The sequence below is a fragment of the Mycolicibacterium aichiense genome (assembly GCF_010726245.1).
Taxonomy (GTDB): domain Bacteria; phylum Actinomycetota; class Actinomycetes; order Mycobacteriales; family Mycobacteriaceae; genus Mycobacterium; species Mycobacterium aichiense.
This window is the reverse complement of the sequence record NZ_AP022561.1, coordinates 3,005,470-3,020,203: the sequence shown is the minus strand read 5'-3', so window position 1 is coordinate 3,020,203 and position 14,734 is coordinate 3,005,470. Positions and strand designations below refer to the sequence as shown.

The following is a 14,734-nucleotide window of genomic DNA, read 5'->3' as shown; positions in this document are numbered from 1 at the left end:
CAAGAGGGCGGCCGGATGCTGTCCACGAGCGCCGGCAATGTCTTCGTCCGCTCTCACGCCGGCTCGTCCGGCCCGACCCTGCTTCTGCTGCACGGCTTCCCGTCGAGTTCCTACGATTTCCGCGGCGTCGTCGATCGCCTGGGGGACCAGGCCTGGCTGACGCTGGACTTCCTCGGCTTCGGACTGTCGGACAAGCCCCGCCCGCACCGCTACAGCCTGCTCGAGCAGGCCGACATCGTGGCGCAGGTCGTCGCCGACGCCGCACCGGGCCCGGTGGTGCTGCTCGCCCACGACATGGGCACGTCGGTGGCCACCGAACTGCTGGCCCGTGACGTCGCAGGCACGCTGCCGTTCGAGATCCAGCGCGCCGTCCTCACCAACGGCAGCGTCATCATCGAGCGCGCCAGCCTGCGGCCCAGTCAGAAGATCCTGCGTGGCCCGCTCGGCCCGCTGTTCGCCCGGCTGACCAACCAGCGAGGCTTCCTGCGCGGTTTCGCCAAGCTGTTCAGCGCCGCGCATCCGCTCTCGGACGCGGAGGCCCAGGCCCAGTGGGCGCTGCTGGCACGCGACGACGGCCATCGCATCCTGAACCTGCTGTGCGCCTACCTCAACGAACGGGTACGTTTCGCCGACCGGTGGCACGGGGCCGTCCGCGACTGGGACAAGCCGCTCGGATTCCTCTGGGCCACCGGCGATCCGGTGGCCACCACCAGCGTCCTGGCCGGCCTGCGGGAGTTGCGGCCTGCCGCTGAGGTGATCGAACTGGCCGGCATCGGCCACTACCCGCAGATCGAGGTGCCCGACGAATTCACCGCGGGCGCCCGACGGCTGCTGCAGATTTAGGACAACAGGGTCGACACGGCCGTCGCCAGGTCCGGCGAGTCGGACGTCGCGACATTCTGGTACGTGCCGCCCGAGGCCTGCGCGACGGCTTCCCACGTCGCCCGGTCGGAGTCGTCACCGAAATCGATCACGTTGATCGCCACGGGCTTGGCCGGATCGGCCGCCGACTTCACGTACTGAACCAGCCCGGGGCCGTCCAGCGTCTGATCGGTGTGCGGGCCCTGGGTGATCACCAGCATCGAATTGGCCTGGCCCTGACGGAAGTTCGCCAGCGCCTCGCCGTAGGCCAGCCGCAGCGTGGTGAACGACACGGCACCGCTGCCCGACGGCGCCAACCCGCCCAGCGTGTTCGTCAGCGCCGCGGCCTGATCCGATACCGGCGCCAGTGGCACCGCCGACTTGCCCTCGACACCGTTGAACGTCCACAGCCCGACCGCCGCGTTCGACGGCAGCGCCCCGATCCGGTTGGTCAGTGCGGTCACCACATTGGCCAGCCGCGACTTGCCGCCCTCGTCGGTGCCCATCGCCTGGTTGAGCATGATCGTGGTGGCCGACCCGGTGGCCGGAGTGGACACCGCCGCCGCGAGCGTGGCCCGCACCGACTCGTCCTCGATGGTCAGTGGCGAACCCAGTTGCGGGAAGCTGACCACATCGTTACCCGGCGGATTGGTGCCCTCGGCGCGGAAGCCGGCCTTCGCCAAGGCGCTGAGCTGTTCGGGTTTACGCATGAACCGGGCGAACTGGCTTGCCGCACTGATCTGTTCCTCGGACAACCAGGTCCCGGACAGCAAGACAGTGGGGTAGTCGGCCACCGCCACCGGTCCCGACGGCAACCATTCGGCGACACTGTTCTTGGCGTCCGGCGTCGACGACGCGCGGGCGAACAACTGCTGTTCCGTCGTCGCCACCGCGTGCACGGGCGCACCGGGGTCGCCGGAACCCAGCAGGGACTTCCACGCCGTGTCGGCGGTGTCGTCGGCGAGCTTGGGCTGGCCGGCGACCAGACCGTTGACCGCGCCGAGGCCGGCCGTGGCCGGCGCGTTCGCCGGCGCCGACGTCGAGGCCACCGCTTCGGCGGCCAGGTAGGTGGCGTCGGCATCGCCGACGGTGGGCAGGGCCAGGCGCAGCGAGCCCCAACCGGGCAGGTTCAGACCGTCCAGCGCGGTCGGGTTGGATTGCAAGCCCGGCAGCGCCGCCCAACCCTGCTGTCCCAGGGCGTCTTTGAGCTGCGGTCGAACCGCGAGAACCACAGGCGACGTGACCAGCGATCGGGCGTCGCTGACGACTTCCTTGCCCGCGGTGGATTGCAGGCGCGCCGCACCGATGGAACTGGCCGGAATCCACAGCGCCGGACGCTCGCCGAGATCGCCGGGCCAGCTGGAGACGAATCCGTCGACCACCCGATCCGAGTCGGCCGCGGTGACAACCATTTTCACGCAGCGATCCCCGACCGGGGTGACCGTGGCGTTGAAACCCTTGGCGAAGTTGTTGACATCGTCGACGATCGACGGGTCGGCCACCACCCCGACGTTGAGGGTGCCGCCCAGGCACTTCTGGGCGGCGTCGGTCGACCGATGGGACAGCGCATCACCGAAGAACCGCCACAGGATCACCGCGCCGACCACCACCACGACCGTGATCAGCGCGGCGATCACCCCGAGACTCACCCCGCGGCGGCCGCTCTCGCTGCGGTGCCCGCCCTCGAAAGCGATTCTGCGGCGGGCGGTGTCGGTCAGCGCAGCGGAGCCGGTGTCGTCATGTGCATCATCGACGCCGGAACCATCCGCATCACCGGGACGGGCGAAGCGACCGGTCGGATTGTCGTCGGCAGGCTCGTCACCGAATGAACCTCCGGGACCCGGTCTACTGTGCCTGCCCATGGCGGTGCTTGATCCTCTTCCCTGTCAACGGTGATGCGATGCGGAGGTGCTTGTCAGGCGCCGGCGCTGGCCTTGTACTCCCTGCGACGCCGATGCAGGATCGGCTCCGTGTAGCCGTTGGGCTGCGCGGCGCCGGCCAGGATCAGCTCCTGGGCAGCCTGGAAGGCGATGCTGTTGTCCGGATCCGTCGACATCGGCTTGAAGTCGGGATCGGACGCGTTCTGCTCGTCGACCACCGCCGCCATCCGGCGCAGGCTCTCCCGCACGGCGTCCTCGGTGATCACACCGTGCCGCAGCCAGTTCGCCAATAGCTGGCTTGAAATGCGCAGCGTCGCACGGTCTTCCATCAGCGCGACGTCGTGGATGTCCGGCACCTTCGAGCAGCCGACACCGGCGTCGATCCAGCGCACCACGTAGCCGAGGATCGACTGGCAGTTGTTGTCCACCTCTTCGTGGATCTCCTCCGGCGACCACGCCAGCTCCTTGGCGAGCGGGATCGTCAGCAACTCGTCGATGCTGGTGCGGGTCTTGCCGGCCAGCTCCTTGTGCACCTCGTAGACGTCGACGTAGTGGTAGTGCATCGCGTGCAGGGTGGCCGCCGTCGGCGACGGCACCCACGCGGTGGTGGCACCGGAGCGGGGCTGCCCGATCTTCTGTTCGACCATGTCGGCCATCAGATCGGTCATGGCCCACATGCCCTTGCCGATCTGCGCCTTGCCGGAGAACCCGGTCGCCAGGCCGATGTCGACGTTCTGGTCCTCGTAGGCCTTGATCCACGGCTGGGACTTCATGGCGCCCTTGCGGATCATCGGGCCGGCTTCCATCGACGTGTGGATCTCGTCGCCGGTGCGGTCCAGGAAGCCGGTGTTGATGAACGCCACCCGGTCGGCGGCGGCCTTGATGCAGGCCTTGAGGTTCGCCGAGGTGCGGCGCTCCTCGTCCATGATGCCGACCTTGATGGTGTTCTGCGGCAGGCCCAGCACGTCCTCGACGCGGCTGAACAGCTCGCAGGTGAACGCGACCTCGTCGGGGCCGTGCATCTTGGGCTTCACGATGTAGATCGACCCGGTGCGGCTGTTCTGCCGGGGGCTGCCGTCCTCGGCCTTGAGGCCGTGCACCGCGATCAAGCTGGTGAACAGCGCGTCCTGGATGCCTTCGGGGATCTCTGTTTCTTCGCCGCCATCAGCACACATTACGATCGCGTCGTTGGTCATCAGGTGCCCGACGTTGCGGACGAACAGCAGGCTGCGCCCGGGCAGCGTCAACTCGCCGTCGCCCGGCGTCTTGTAGGTCCGGTCGTCGTTGAGGACGCGGGTGAAGCTCTTGCCGCCCTTGCTGACCTCTTCGGCCAGGTCGCCCTTGTTCAGGCCGAGCCAGTTGCGGTAGCCCAGCACCTTGTCGTCGGCGTCGACGGCGGCCACCGAGTCCTCGAAGTCCATGATCGTGGTGATCGCGGACTCCAGCACGACATCCTTGACGCCGGCTTGGTCGGTCTTGCCGACGGGGGATTCGGGGTCGATCAGGATCTCGATGTGCAGGCCGTTGTTGACCAGCAGCACCGACCACGCGGGTTCGCCCAGCTCGCCCGTATAGCCGACGAACTTCTCCGGGCTGGCCAGCCCGGTGGACTCGTCGCCCAGCGCGATCTCGAGGGCGCCGTCGGCGACGCTGATGCCGGTCGCGTCCGCCCATGATCCCGACGCCAGCGGAACGGCCTTGTCGAGGAAGTCCCGGGCGTAGGCGATCACCTTGTCGCCGCGGACCTGGTTGTAGCTGGTGCCCGGCTCGGCGCCGCCCTCGGTGCTGATGACGTCGGTGCCGTAGAGGGCGTCGTAGAGCGAACCCCAGCGGGCGTTCGCGGCGTTGAGCGCGAAACGGGCGTTGAGGATCGGAACCACCAGCTGCGGGCCGGCGGTGGTGGTGATCTCGTCGTCCACCCCGGAGGTGGTGATGCTGAAGTCACCCGGATCGGGCTGCAGGTAGCCGATATCGGTGAGGAACTGCTGGTACTCACCGGCGTCGATGCCGCCGATGATCCGCTGCCGATGCCACCGGTCGATCTGCGCCTGCAGATCGTCGCGGCGGGCGAGCAGATCCTGATTCTGCGGCGTCAGGTCGGTGACGACCTTGTCCACCCCGGCCCAGAAGCTGTCGGCATCAATCCCGGTGCCGGGCAGCGCCTCGTTGGTGATGAAGTCGTACAACACCTGCGCCACACGCAGGTTGCCCACGGGCACGCGATCGCTCATCTGTCCTCCCTCACGACAATCAATTCATCTTACCCGCAGGTAGGAACCCCTCCGACACAGTGTCGTAGGCCACCTCCGCACCCAGCAGCCGCTCACACCACGCCAGCAGCGCCGCGCGCAACGGCGCCGCGCGCTCGGCTATAACTCCCTGGCACCGCACGTATTCCGCCCGCCCGGCGGGTTCCTCGACGGTGATGGGCTCAAACCCGAAGTCCGACAGGTCGTACGGGCTGGCCCGCATGTCGAGTTCACGCGCGTCGGCCGCCAGCTCCAAACAGCCCACCAGCAATTCCGAGTTCACCAGCGGCCCGAGCTTGAAGCACCACTTGTAGAGATCCATGTTCGCGTGCAGACAGCCCGGCTGTTCCCAGTCGCGTTGCGCGGCGCGGGTCGGTACCCCGCGGTTGCGCGGCGCGGCTGCGGGGGTGAAGAACCGATAGGCGTCGAAATGTGTGCAGCGCAGCGGCATCGACTCGACCACCGCATCGGTGCCCGCGCCGCCCAGCCGCAGCGGGACCTTGTCGTGGCGAACCGCGTCGGTGCGGTAGACCATCGCCCATTCGTGCAGACCGAAGCAGCCGAACTGCGGAGCGCGGGCCGCGGTGCCGCGCAGCAGGTCGGCCACGAAGCCGACCGTGGACAGTCGGGTGCGCAGGAAGCCGGCTTCGACGGTCACCCCGTCGGACGTCGCCGTGTAGCCGGCGCGGTCCAGGTATTCGGCGCCGGCGGGTCCGGCCAGCGCGGTGCCGTAGCCGGGATGCCACACCCGCAGCTGACGCGGTCGCAGGCTGTAGTAGGTGAACAGGAAATCCCACACCGGGTGCGCCTCGCCGCGCCGGGCGCGCTGCCGGTGCGGAGCTGTGAACGAGTCGATGCGGCGTCGATGCGAGGCTGCCCGCGCGGTCCACTCCGCTTCGCGGAGCCGGTGCGGCATGGTCTCTCCTCCTGGGCCGCGGCTCAGGACACCGTGGCCCGGGTCAGTTTACCGAGGTCACATACGACACATGACCGGGCCGCAGAACGGGAAAGCACTATCCGCCCCCTCGTAGCCAAGGCCGAAGGATGAATTGATGACGACCTCCCAGCCGAACCCGCGGCTGACCCGCTGGGAACACCACAGCGAGTGGCCGCTGGCCGCCGTGGCGGTGGTGTTCTTGGTGACCTATTCGCTGCAGGTGCTCGCCGAGCCGCGCGGTGTGGCGGGGGCAGTGCTGAACACCGTGATGACCGTGCTGTGGGTGACGTTCGTCGTGGACTACGTGGTCCGCTTCGCGCTCGCGGAAGCTCGGGCCCGGTGGTTTGTCCGGCACTTGTTCGACCTGGCAACTGTCGCACTGCCGTTCCTGCGGCCGTTACGGGTACTACGGCTGGTCGTGCTGGTGTTCACCCTGCAACGCGCTTTCGGCAACGCGCTGCGCGGCCGGGTGGTGGTCTATGCCACCGCCGTGGCGACCCTGCTGGTCTACGCCTCGTCGCTGGCGGTTCTGGACGTCGAAAGGGGTGCTCCCGACGCCAACATCACCAGCTTCGGCGATGCCTTGTGGTGGTCGCTGGCCACGATCACCACCGTGGGTTACGGCGACCAATATCCGGTAACGGTCGTCGGCCGGCTGATCGCCGCGCTGCTGATGGTCGGCGGAATCAGCCTCATCGGTGTCATCACCGCCACCGTCGCATCATGGATTGTGCAGCGCGTATCGGAGGACAACACCGCCTCCAACTCCGCCACGGCAGACCAGATCGAGGCGCTGCGCGACGAAGTCCGGCAGTTGAGCGAGGCGCTGGCCGTCACCGGCGACCGGCGCACACCGTCGCACGGGACCAGGTCCTACCGCTCCGAGGGGTCGCGACGTAGTCGCTAGCCGCGGAGCGGCTGCCGGTCACGAACGGTGCATCCCGTCGCGCACCGTGCCGATCAGGTCCTCGACCAGGTCCTCGAGCGCGACCATGGCGCACACGGACTGATCGCCGTCGGTGACCAGCGCCAGGTGGCTGTTGTCGCGGCGCAGCTGCGACAGCGCGTCCGGTAGCGGCATGTCGGCGGGCACCCGCGGCAGCGGACGCACCACGGCGCCGTCGACCACCGCGTCGCGCTCGTCGATCTGGTCGAGGATGTCCTTGATGTGGACGAAGCCGATGAATTCGCCGCTCGCATCGGTGACGGGGAACCGGGAGTAGCCGGTCTCGTTGAGCGCCTGCTCGATCGCGCTGACCGTGGGGCCGCCGCCGGGCCGTGCGACCGGGACAGCGCGGATGTCGCGCACCGGCACGGCCACATCGTTGACCACCCGGTTGCGGATCTGCAGCGCCCGGGTCAGCCGCATGTGCTCCTCGGGGTCCAGCAGCCCTTCGGATCGCGATTCGGCGATCATCTCCGCGAGCTCCACGGTGGACACGGTGACGTCGAGTTCGTCCTTGGCTTCGACGCCGAACGCGCGCAGCGTGGTGTTGGCGGCCCAGTTGTAGAACCCGATGAACGGCCGGGCGAACCGCACGTAGACCAGGTACACCGGCACCACGAGCATCGCCGTCTTCTCCGGACCCGCGATCGCGATGTTCTTGGGCACCATCTCGCCGAGCAGCACGTGCAACGTCACCACGAAACCCAGTGCCACCACGAACGACACGGTGTGCAGAACGGCGTCGGGGACCCCCACCAGATCGAACGGCTTCTCCAGCAGGTGGGCCACCGCCGGCTCGCCGACCCGGCCGAGCAGGATCGAACACACGGTGATGCCCAGCTGGGCGCCGGCCAGCATCAGGGACAGTTGCTCACCGGCGCGCAGCACGGTCACCGCGCTCCGTTTGCCTTGTTCGGCAAGGGCTTCCAGTCGGTCGCGGCGGGCCGAGATCAGCGCGAATTCGGAGCCGACGAAGAAGGCGTTGGCGCCCAGCAGCGCGATGGTCAGCAGAACGCCCAGGACGTCGCCCATCAACCCTCCCGCCCGGGGTCGCCGCGGCGACCCAGTTCGGTCAGCACGAGCTGGTCGATGCGGCGGCCGTCCATCTCGACGACGGTGGCCCGCCAGTGGACCGGGTCGTCGAACAGGCCGTCCGGGTCGAAGGCGGACAGCTCCACGGAGTCGCCGGGCTCGGGAATGTGGCCCAGCTTCTCCAGCACCAGCCCGCCGATCGTTTCGTATTCACCTTCGGGTGCGCGGAATCCGGTGGCTTCGGCGACCTCGTCGATGCGGAGCAGCCCGGATACCCGCCAGCCCTGACCCGCCTTCTGGAAGTCGGGCGTGGAGTCGTCGTGCTCGTCGCGGACGTCGCCGACGATCTCCTCGATCAGATCCTCGACGGTGACCATGCCCGCGGTGCCGCCGTATTCGTCGACCACCATCGCGGTCTGCAGACCGTGGGCGCGCAGCTGGGCCATCAGCGCGTCGCCGTCCAGCGACGACGGCACCGTGGGCACCGGGATCGCCAGCGACACCAGCCGGGTGGTCGCGCGCTCCGCGGCGGGCACCCCGAACACCTGCTTGACGTGCACCAGGCCGATGGTCTCGTCGAGGTCGCCGCGCACGATGGGGAAGCGGGAGAAGCCGGTGCTCGCCGAGGCGGTGACCAGGTCGGCGACCGTGCTGTCGGCGTCGAGTGCCTCGATCTCGGTGCGCGGGGTCATGAACTCCTCGGCGATCCGCGACCCGAACTGCAGCGACCGGTTCACCAGCGCCGCCGTGGCCTCGTCGAGCGAGCCATGCTCGGCCGAGCTGCGGACCAGCGACCCGAGTTCTTCGGGGGAGCGCGCCGAGCGCAGTTCCTCGGCCGGCTCGATGCCCATCCGGCGCAGGATCCAGTTGGCGGTGCCGTTGGTGAGCTTGATGATCGGGGTCATCACTGTCGAGAACATCAGCTGGAATCCGGCGGTGGCGCGCGCGGTCGGCACCGGCCGCGCGACCGCGAGGTTCTTGGGCACCAGTTCGCCGAACACCATCGACAAGGAGGTGGCGATCAGGATCGCCAGGGTCAGCGAGATCACGGCGGCCGCCCGCTGCGGCACATGCAGCAGCTCGAGGACCGGATCGAGCAGCCGCGCCAGGACGGGCTCGGCCAGATAACCGGTGGCCAGCGTGGTGATCGAGATGCCCAATTGCGCGCCGGACAGCTGGAAGGACAGCGTGCGATGCGCTTTCGCGACGTTCTGGTCGCTGCGGTCACCGGTGCGGGCGTTCGCGTCGACGGTGCTGCGTTCCAGGGCGGTCAGCGAGAACTCGGCGGCGACGAACAACGCCGTTCCCAGGGTCAGCACGACGATCGCCAACAGGCTCAACGCGGTGTACATGGCGGTCATGAGCGGGTGGGGCAGCCGGGCCACATGCCCGGCCGGCTAGAAGAAGGTTCGGCCTCGGCCTCGTCTGCGGGGCGCTCGCCCCAGGCAGCCCGATCCGCGGGGACCTCGATGGGTGCCTGCGGCACAGGTTCCCTTTCCTCGGGGAGCAGAACAAATCCCTATGTTAGCGGCTTCGCCGACGATGACCGGCTCACCAGCCGGTCGGCAGGGGATGCCCCTCGGCGAACCCGGCCGCCGACTGGATGCCCAGCACCACCCGTTCGTGCAGCTCGGCGATGGTGGTGGCACCGACGTAGGTGCAGGTGCTGCGGACTCCCGAGGTGATGTGGTCGAGCAGATCCTCGACGCCGCCGCGTTCGGGGTCCACCGCCATCCGCGAGGTCGAGATGCCCTCCTCGAACAGTGCCTTGCGGGCCCGGTCGAAGGCGCTGTCGGCGCTGGTGCGAGCGGCCACGGCCCGCTTGGAGGCCATGCCGTAGCTCTCCTTGTAGGGCCGGCCGTCACGGTCGCGCATCAGGTCACCGGGGGATTCGTAGGTGCCGGCGAACCAGGACCCGATCATCACGTTCGACGCGCCCGCCGCCAGCGCCAGCGCCACGTCGCGCGGATGCCGAACGCCGCCGTCGGCCCACACGTGAGCACCGAGTTCTCTTGCGGCAGAGGAGCATTCGACCACGGCAGAGAATTGCGGGCGCCCGACGCCGGTCATCATCCGGGTGGTGCACATGGCGCCGGGGCCGACTCCCACCTTGACGATGGAGGCGCCGGCCCCGATCAGGTCGCGCGTCCCTTCGGCGGAGACGACGTTGCCTGCTGCCAGCGGGACGCCGAGGTCCAGCGACGACACGGCCTTGATCGCGTCGAGCATCTTGAGCTGGTGGCCGTGCGCGGTGTCGACCACCAGCACGTCGACGCCGGCCTCGGCCAGCGCCCGCGCCTTGGCGGCCACGTCGCCGTTGATGCCCACCGCGGCGGCGATCCGCAGCCGGCCCGCCGCGTCGACGGCCGGGGTGTAGATGCCCGCGCGGATGGCGCCGATGCGGGTCAGTACCCCGGCCAGGGCGCCGTCGACATCGGTGAGGACGGCCACGTCCACCGGGGCGTGCTCGAGCAGCTCGAACACCTGCCGTGGATCGGTGTGGGCCGGCGCGGTGACGAAGTCGCTGACCGCGATGTCGCGCACGCGCGCAAACCGGTCGACGCCGACGGTGGCGGCTTCGGTGACCAGGCCGATGGGCCTGCCCTCGAACACCACCACGGCCACGCCGTGGGCACGCTTGTGGATCAGCGCGACGGCGTCGGACACCGAGTCGTCGGGCGCCAGCACCACCGGGGTGTCGGCCACCAGGTCGCGGCTCTTGACGAAGTCGACGGTCTGCTTGACCGCGTCGATCGGCAGGTCCTGGGGCAGCACCACGATGCCGCCCCGGCGGGCCACCGTCTCGGCCATCCGACGCCCCGCCACCGCGGTCATGTTTGCCACCACGACCGGGATCGTCGTCCCGGTGCCGTCGGAGGTAAACAGGTCCACGTCGAACCGGGACGCGACGTCGGATCGGCTGGGCACGACGAACACGTCGTTGTAGGTCAGGTCGTACGGAGGTTGCTGGCCGTCGAGAAAGCGCACCCGATCAGCCTAACGGCGCTACGCCTCGACTTCGCTGCGGTCACCACTCCAGAGGGTGTGGAATCGGGCGGCCGGGTCGGCATCGGTCCGGCCGTAGGTGTGCGCGCCGAAGAAGTCGCGCAGGCCCTGGGTCAGCGCCGCGGGCAGTCGCTCGGTGCGCAGCGCGTCGTAGTACGACAGCGCCGAGGCGAAGCCGGGGACCGGGATGCCGAGCTCGGTGGCCTTCACCACCACGCGGCGCCAGCTGTCGATACCCGCCTCGACCGCGTCCCGGAAGTACGGTGCGGCGATCAGCGTCGCCAGCTCGGCGTTCTCGTCGTAGGCCTCCTTGATCCGGTTGAGGAACTTGGCCCGGATGATGCAGCCGCCGCGCCAGATCGTGGCCATGTCGCCGAGGGTGATGCCCCAGTCGTATTCGGCGCTGCCCGCCTGGATCTGGTTGAAGCCCTGGGCGTAGGCGATGATCTTCGAGGCGTACAGCGCCTTGCTCACGTCATCGATGAATTGCGCTGCGTCCGTGGGCTGTTCGCCCAGGTCTCCGGAGGCCAGGCCGGTGGTGGCCTTGCGCTGGGGGACCGAGCCGGACAGAGCGCGGGCGAAGACCGCCTCGGCGATACCGGTCACCGGCACCCCGAGGTCCAACGCCGACTTGACCGTCCAGCGGCCGGTGCCCTTCTGCTCGGCCTCGTCGACGATCACGTCGACCAGCGGCTTGCCGGTCTTGGCGTCGGTCTGGCGCAGCACCTCGGCGGTGATCTCGATCAAATAGCTGTCCAGATCGCCTTTGTTCCACTCCGCGAAGATCTCGGCGATCTCGGGTGCGGTCTTGCCGAGCCCGTCGCGCAGCAGCTGGTAGGCCTCGCCGATGAGCTGCATGTCGGAATACTCGATGCCGTTGTGCACCATCTTGACGAAGTGGCCGGCGCCGTCGGGGCCGATGTGGGTACAGCACGGGACGCCGTCGACGTGCGCGGAGATCTCCTCGAGCAGCGGGCCCAGCGACTTGTAGGACTCGGCAGGTCCGCCCGGCATGATCGACGGACCCTTCAGCGCGCCCTCCTCACCGCCGGAAATGCCTGCGCCGACGAAGTGCAGGCCGCGCTCGCGCACCGCCTTCTCGCGGCGGATGGTGTCGGTGTAGAGCGCGTTACCGCCGTCGATGATGATGTCGCCCGGCTCGAAGACCTCGCACAGTTCGTTGATCACCGCGTCGGTCGGGTCGCCGGCCTTGACCATGATCAGCGCGCGGCGCGGCTTCTCTAGCGCGGCGGCGAATTCGGCCATCGTCTCGGTGCGCACGAAGTTGCCCTCGGAACCGTGCTCGGCGAGCACGGCGTCGGTTTTGGCGACCGAGCGGTTGTGCAGGGCGACGGTGTAGCCGTGGTGGGCGAAGTTGCGCGCGATGTTCGACCCCATCACCGCCATTCCGGTAACACCGATCTGTGCAGTACCGTCTGTCTGCGGTGAGGTCATCTCGCGCCTTTCAATTGTGTGAATTTTGTTGTGGCAGAACAGTTTCAGGAAAGAAACAGCCGGTGCAGCTCGGTCAGCCACGGCATTGCGACCGCAACCGTCGGCACCACGAGCACCGCGGCCGCGGTGGCGTAGGCGGCCATCGACAGCACCAGGCTGTTCGGCTCGCCGGCCAGCCGGCGCACCCGGATCAGCGTGGTCGGGCCGCCGCCGGCCAGGGCGCCCTTCGGGGTGCGGGCCGCGGCGCAGGCCACCAGCGCGCGGGCCAGGGGGCCGGGTCCCGCCGTGCGCACCGCGGCATCGTCGGCGAGCATCTCCACGAGCAGCCGCACCGCGGCCAGGGCGCTGCCGCTGCGGACGAAGCGGGGGAAGGCGGTGTGCACGGCGATGAACGCCTCGAGCACCAGATCGTGGCGGGCCCGCAGATGCGCCCGCTCATGGCTGAGGATCGCGGTGAGTTCGGTGTCGCTCAATGCCGACAGGGTGCCCTGGCTGAGCACGACCCGGCTGCGCACCCCGGGCAGGCAGTAGGCCAGCGGTTCGGCCACGTCGAGCACCCGCAGCCCGTGCATGCCGTGCCGGCAGTCGCCCAGCAGGTCGACGACCATCCGGTGGTGGGCCCGGCGGCGCCGGGTGGCGACCGCGACCTGCACCGCGGCGATCACCAGCCGGGCGCCGATGAGCAGCGTGATTGCGAAGACCACGACGTATGCCGACCACAGCGGCCAGCCCAGCACCTCGATCTCGCTGGTGATCGTCGCGGTGGGACGGCCGTCGGGGCCGGGGGCGAACAGCCGGCTGGCGATGGCCAGTCCCGCGCTGAATGCGGACAGCACCGCGGCCACCGCAATGGACTGCCAGAGCACGATCGCGGCCCGCGGCGCCCGCATCGGCCACGAGGCGCGGGCCAGCAGCGCGGGCACAGGACCAACCAGCATCAAGGCGAGGAGGGTGAAGGCCAGCGCGGACACGCTGAAATTGTCCCTCAGGCGCTGGGCATGCCGCCAGCGGGCCAGGTGGAACGGTCCTTGGACTCCAATTCGGCCAGGGCGCGGCGCAATGCGTCGGCCTCGTCCGCACCGACCCGTTCGACAAAGTGCACCAGGGCGGCCTGCCGGCCGCCGGAGTCGGAGGCCTGATCCAGCGCGTCGACCATCAGGCCGGCGACCAGTTCGTCACGGCCGTGGACCGGTGCGTACTGGTGGGCGCGGTCATCCCGGATCTGGGAGACCAGGTTCTTGCGGGCGAGGCGCTGCAGGACGGTCATCACCGTGGTGTAGGCCAGGTCCCGTTCGGTACAGAGTGCCTCGTGGACCTGACGGACCGTCAGCGGCTCGCCAGCGGCCCACAGATGGTCCATCACCGCGCGTTCAAGTTCGCCGAGACGAGTCAACTTGGCCATTTCCGTTCATCTCCGTAGGCAGTCAAATCAGAGTACTCCCGATTACTACCGCGCGTCGTATCCAACAAGTCGATCAACTCCGCTCCGGGCGGTGGTGTTCCCGCGGCACCGTCCGTAGCCGGGTCGGCGCAGGCCACCCGGCAAAAAGTGGTCGCAGTTGTGACAGCACTCACAGTAGCCACGCGGACGTGCCATCCCTTCTTATGGTTAGGCTTACCTAACCATAGACGAGGAGGTGTCGTGACCGCAGCCGTGCTTGACCCGCTGATCGACGGGATGACCATTCGCCGGGTCCTGCCGTTGCACGAATCCAGCCGCCGATTGCGCGCCCTGAGCCCGGATTCGCCCCGGGTGCACGGCGTGGCGGTGATGGCCGATGTGTCCCGCCGCCGCTGGTGGGCGCTGGATTCGGTGACGTCCGGGCGGCTGGCCGCGATGTTCGAGTCGGCGGCCGACGAACTGGGTGACCGGCGGGCCGCCGCCCAGCAGCTCGCTGCCACGTTCACCCATGCGGTGCTGGGCCGGGCGGTCACGTTGTTCGTCCTGGAGGGGCGGGCCTGGGATGCCGGGCCGGGAAATCTCTGGATGCACATCGATTCGGAGGGGTCGATCGACTGGGCCGCCGTCGTCGACCCGACGCTGCGGGTGCTGCCCGACGATCCCGCCACCACCGGCGTGGTCAGGCTGCCCAATGAACTCGCGCTGGCCACCTGGACCGCACACCGCTGCCATCGCTCGCTGGAGCCCATTTTCGACGGCCTCCACCACCTCAGCCGGGGTTCGCTCACGCCGGCCGCGATGTGGCAGATGGTCGGATCGGCCGTGGTCATCACCGCCACGCAAGTGCCCATGCTCACCGGTTCCGGCGAAGTCACCTGCATGCGGCGCGGACAGGCGGTGCTCGACGCGCTGAGCGGGTTCGGCCTACCGGTCCGGGCGCTGCGACGCGCGGGGTAGCTCTTGTAA

General features: G+C 69.0%; 12 protein-coding genes. 3 read left to right on the top strand and 9 right to left on the bottom strand.

Features of this window, described 5'->3' with window-relative positions; genetic code table 11:
- Window positions 1-15: 15 nt before the first annotated feature.
- Window positions 16-843, top strand: coding sequence for an alpha/beta fold hydrolase (locus G6N32_RS14695; RefSeq protein WP_115321213.1), 828 nt, complete (start codon window positions 16-18; stop codon window positions 841-843).
- Here the strand turns inward: G6N32_RS14695 and G6N32_RS14690 are convergent.
- The 3 genes from G6N32_RS14690 to G6N32_RS14680 are packed head-to-tail and all read right to left on the bottom strand — an operon-like array spanning window position 840 to window position 5,906.
- Complete coding sequence (locus tag G6N32_RS14690) at window positions 840-2,723, bottom strand: substrate-binding domain-containing protein (protein WP_115320214.1); 1,884 nt, start codon at window positions 2,721-2,723, stop codon at window positions 840-842. The genes G6N32_RS14695 and G6N32_RS14690 overlap by 4 nt on opposite strands.
- A gap of 53 nt (window positions 2,724-2,776) precedes the next feature.
- Window positions 2,777-4,972: a malate synthase G gene (locus tag G6N32_RS14685; protein WP_115320213.1), complete on the bottom strand. Its 2,196-nt coding sequence runs from the start codon at window positions 4,970-4,972 to the stop codon at window positions 2,777-2,779.
- 19 nt (window positions 4,973-4,991) lie between these two features.
- Window positions 4,992-5,906, bottom strand: a complete 915-nt coding sequence (locus tag G6N32_RS14680) for a 3-methyladenine DNA glycosylase (RefSeq protein ID WP_115320212.1) — start codon at window positions 5,904-5,906, stop codon at window positions 4,992-4,994.
- A 136-nt stretch (window positions 5,907-6,042) separates the two neighbouring features.
- Between G6N32_RS14680 and G6N32_RS14675 the strand changes: the two genes are divergently transcribed.
- Window positions 6,043-6,834 carry a potassium channel family protein gene (locus G6N32_RS14675; RefSeq protein WP_115320211.1) on the top strand — a complete coding sequence of 264 codons (792 nt, stop codon included), beginning with the start codon at window positions 6,043-6,045 and terminating at the stop codon, window positions 6,832-6,834.
- Window positions 6,835-6,852: 18 nt separating this feature from the next.
- Here G6N32_RS14675 and G6N32_RS14670 read toward each other — a convergent pair whose 3' ends face one another.
- The 6 genes from G6N32_RS14670 to G6N32_RS14645 form a co-directional block, all read right to left on the bottom strand.
- On the bottom strand, window positions 6,853-7,905 hold the full coding sequence (locus tag G6N32_RS14670; RefSeq protein WP_115320210.1) for a hemolysin family protein: 1,053 nt from the start codon (window positions 7,903-7,905) through the stop codon (window positions 6,853-6,855).
- Window positions 7,905-9,266: a hemolysin family protein gene (locus G6N32_RS14665; RefSeq protein ID WP_115321211.1), complete on the bottom strand. Its 1,362-nt coding sequence runs from the start codon at window positions 9,264-9,266 to the stop codon at window positions 7,905-7,907. Before G6N32_RS14665 ends, G6N32_RS14670 begins: the two co-directional genes overlap by 1 nt.
- A 190-nt stretch (window positions 9,267-9,456) precedes the next feature.
- Window positions 9,457-10,893 carry a GuaB1 family IMP dehydrogenase-related protein gene (locus G6N32_RS14660; protein WP_115320209.1) on the bottom strand — a complete coding sequence of 479 codons (1,437 nt, stop codon included), beginning with the start codon at window positions 10,891-10,893 and terminating at the stop codon, window positions 9,457-9,459.
- A gap of 18 nt (window positions 10,894-10,911) precedes the next feature.
- Entirely contained in the window at window positions 10,912-12,366 is a 1,455-nt protein-coding gene (gene gndA, locus G6N32_RS14655; RefSeq protein WP_115320208.1) for an NADP-dependent phosphogluconate dehydrogenase, read from the bottom strand.
- 44 nt (window positions 12,367-12,410) lie between these two features.
- The gene (locus G6N32_RS14650) at window positions 12,411-13,337 is read right to left on the bottom strand and encodes a M56 family metallopeptidase (protein WP_115320207.1); all 927 of its coding nucleotides are present in this window, start codon (window positions 13,335-13,337) and stop codon (window positions 12,411-12,413) included.
- A 14-nt stretch (window positions 13,338-13,351) separates the two neighbouring features.
- On the bottom strand, window positions 13,352-13,768 hold the full coding sequence (locus G6N32_RS14645) for a BlaI/MecI/CopY family transcriptional regulator (RefSeq protein ID WP_115320206.1): 417 nt from the start codon (window positions 13,766-13,768) through the stop codon (window positions 13,352-13,354).
- A 240-nt stretch (window positions 13,769-14,008) separates the two neighbouring features.
- On the opposite strand from G6N32_RS14645, the gene G6N32_RS14640 reads away from it, so the two are divergent.
- Window positions 14,009-14,725: an iron reductase gene (locus G6N32_RS14640; protein ID WP_115320205.1), complete on the top strand. Its 717-nt coding sequence runs from the start codon at window positions 14,009-14,011 to the stop codon at window positions 14,723-14,725.
- Window positions 14,726-14,734: the final 9 nt, after the last annotated feature.

What these genes read in the sequence shown, in the direction of transcription:
- G6N32_RS14695 (WP_115321213.1), top strand. Translation starts at nt 16, where the DNA reads ATGCTGTCCACGAGCGCCGGCAATGTCTTCGTCCGCTCTCACGCCGGC.
- G6N32_RS14690 (WP_115320214.1), bottom strand. Translation starts at nt 2,723, where the DNA reads ATGGGCAGGCACAGTAGACCGGGTCCCGGAGGTTCATTCGGTGACGAG.
- G6N32_RS14685 (WP_115320213.1), bottom strand. Translation starts at nt 4,972, where the DNA reads ATGAGCGATCGCGTGCCCGTGGGCAACCTGCGTGTGGCGCAGGTGTTG.
- G6N32_RS14680 (WP_115320212.1), bottom strand. Translation starts at nt 5,906, where the DNA reads ATGCCGCACCGGCTCCGCGAAGCGGAGTGGACCGCGCGGGCAGCCTCG.
- G6N32_RS14675 (WP_115320211.1), top strand. Translation starts at nt 6,043, where the DNA reads ATGACGACCTCCCAGCCGAACCCGCGGCTGACCCGCTGGGAACACCAC.
- G6N32_RS14670 (WP_115320210.1), bottom strand. Translation starts at nt 7,905, where the DNA reads ATGGGCGACGTCCTGGGCGTTCTGCTGACCATCGCGCTGCTGGGCGCC.
- G6N32_RS14665 (WP_115321211.1), bottom strand. Translation starts at nt 9,266, where the DNA reads ATGACCGCCATGTACACCGCGTTGAGCCTGTTGGCGATCGTCGTGCTG.
- gndA (WP_115320208.1), bottom strand. Translation starts at nt 12,366, where the DNA reads ATGACCTCACCGCAGACAGACGGTACTGCACAGATCGGTGTTACCGGA.
- G6N32_RS14645 (WP_115320206.1), bottom strand. Translation starts at nt 13,768, where the DNA reads ATGGCCAAGTTGACTCGTCTCGGCGAACTTGAACGCGCGGTGATGGAC.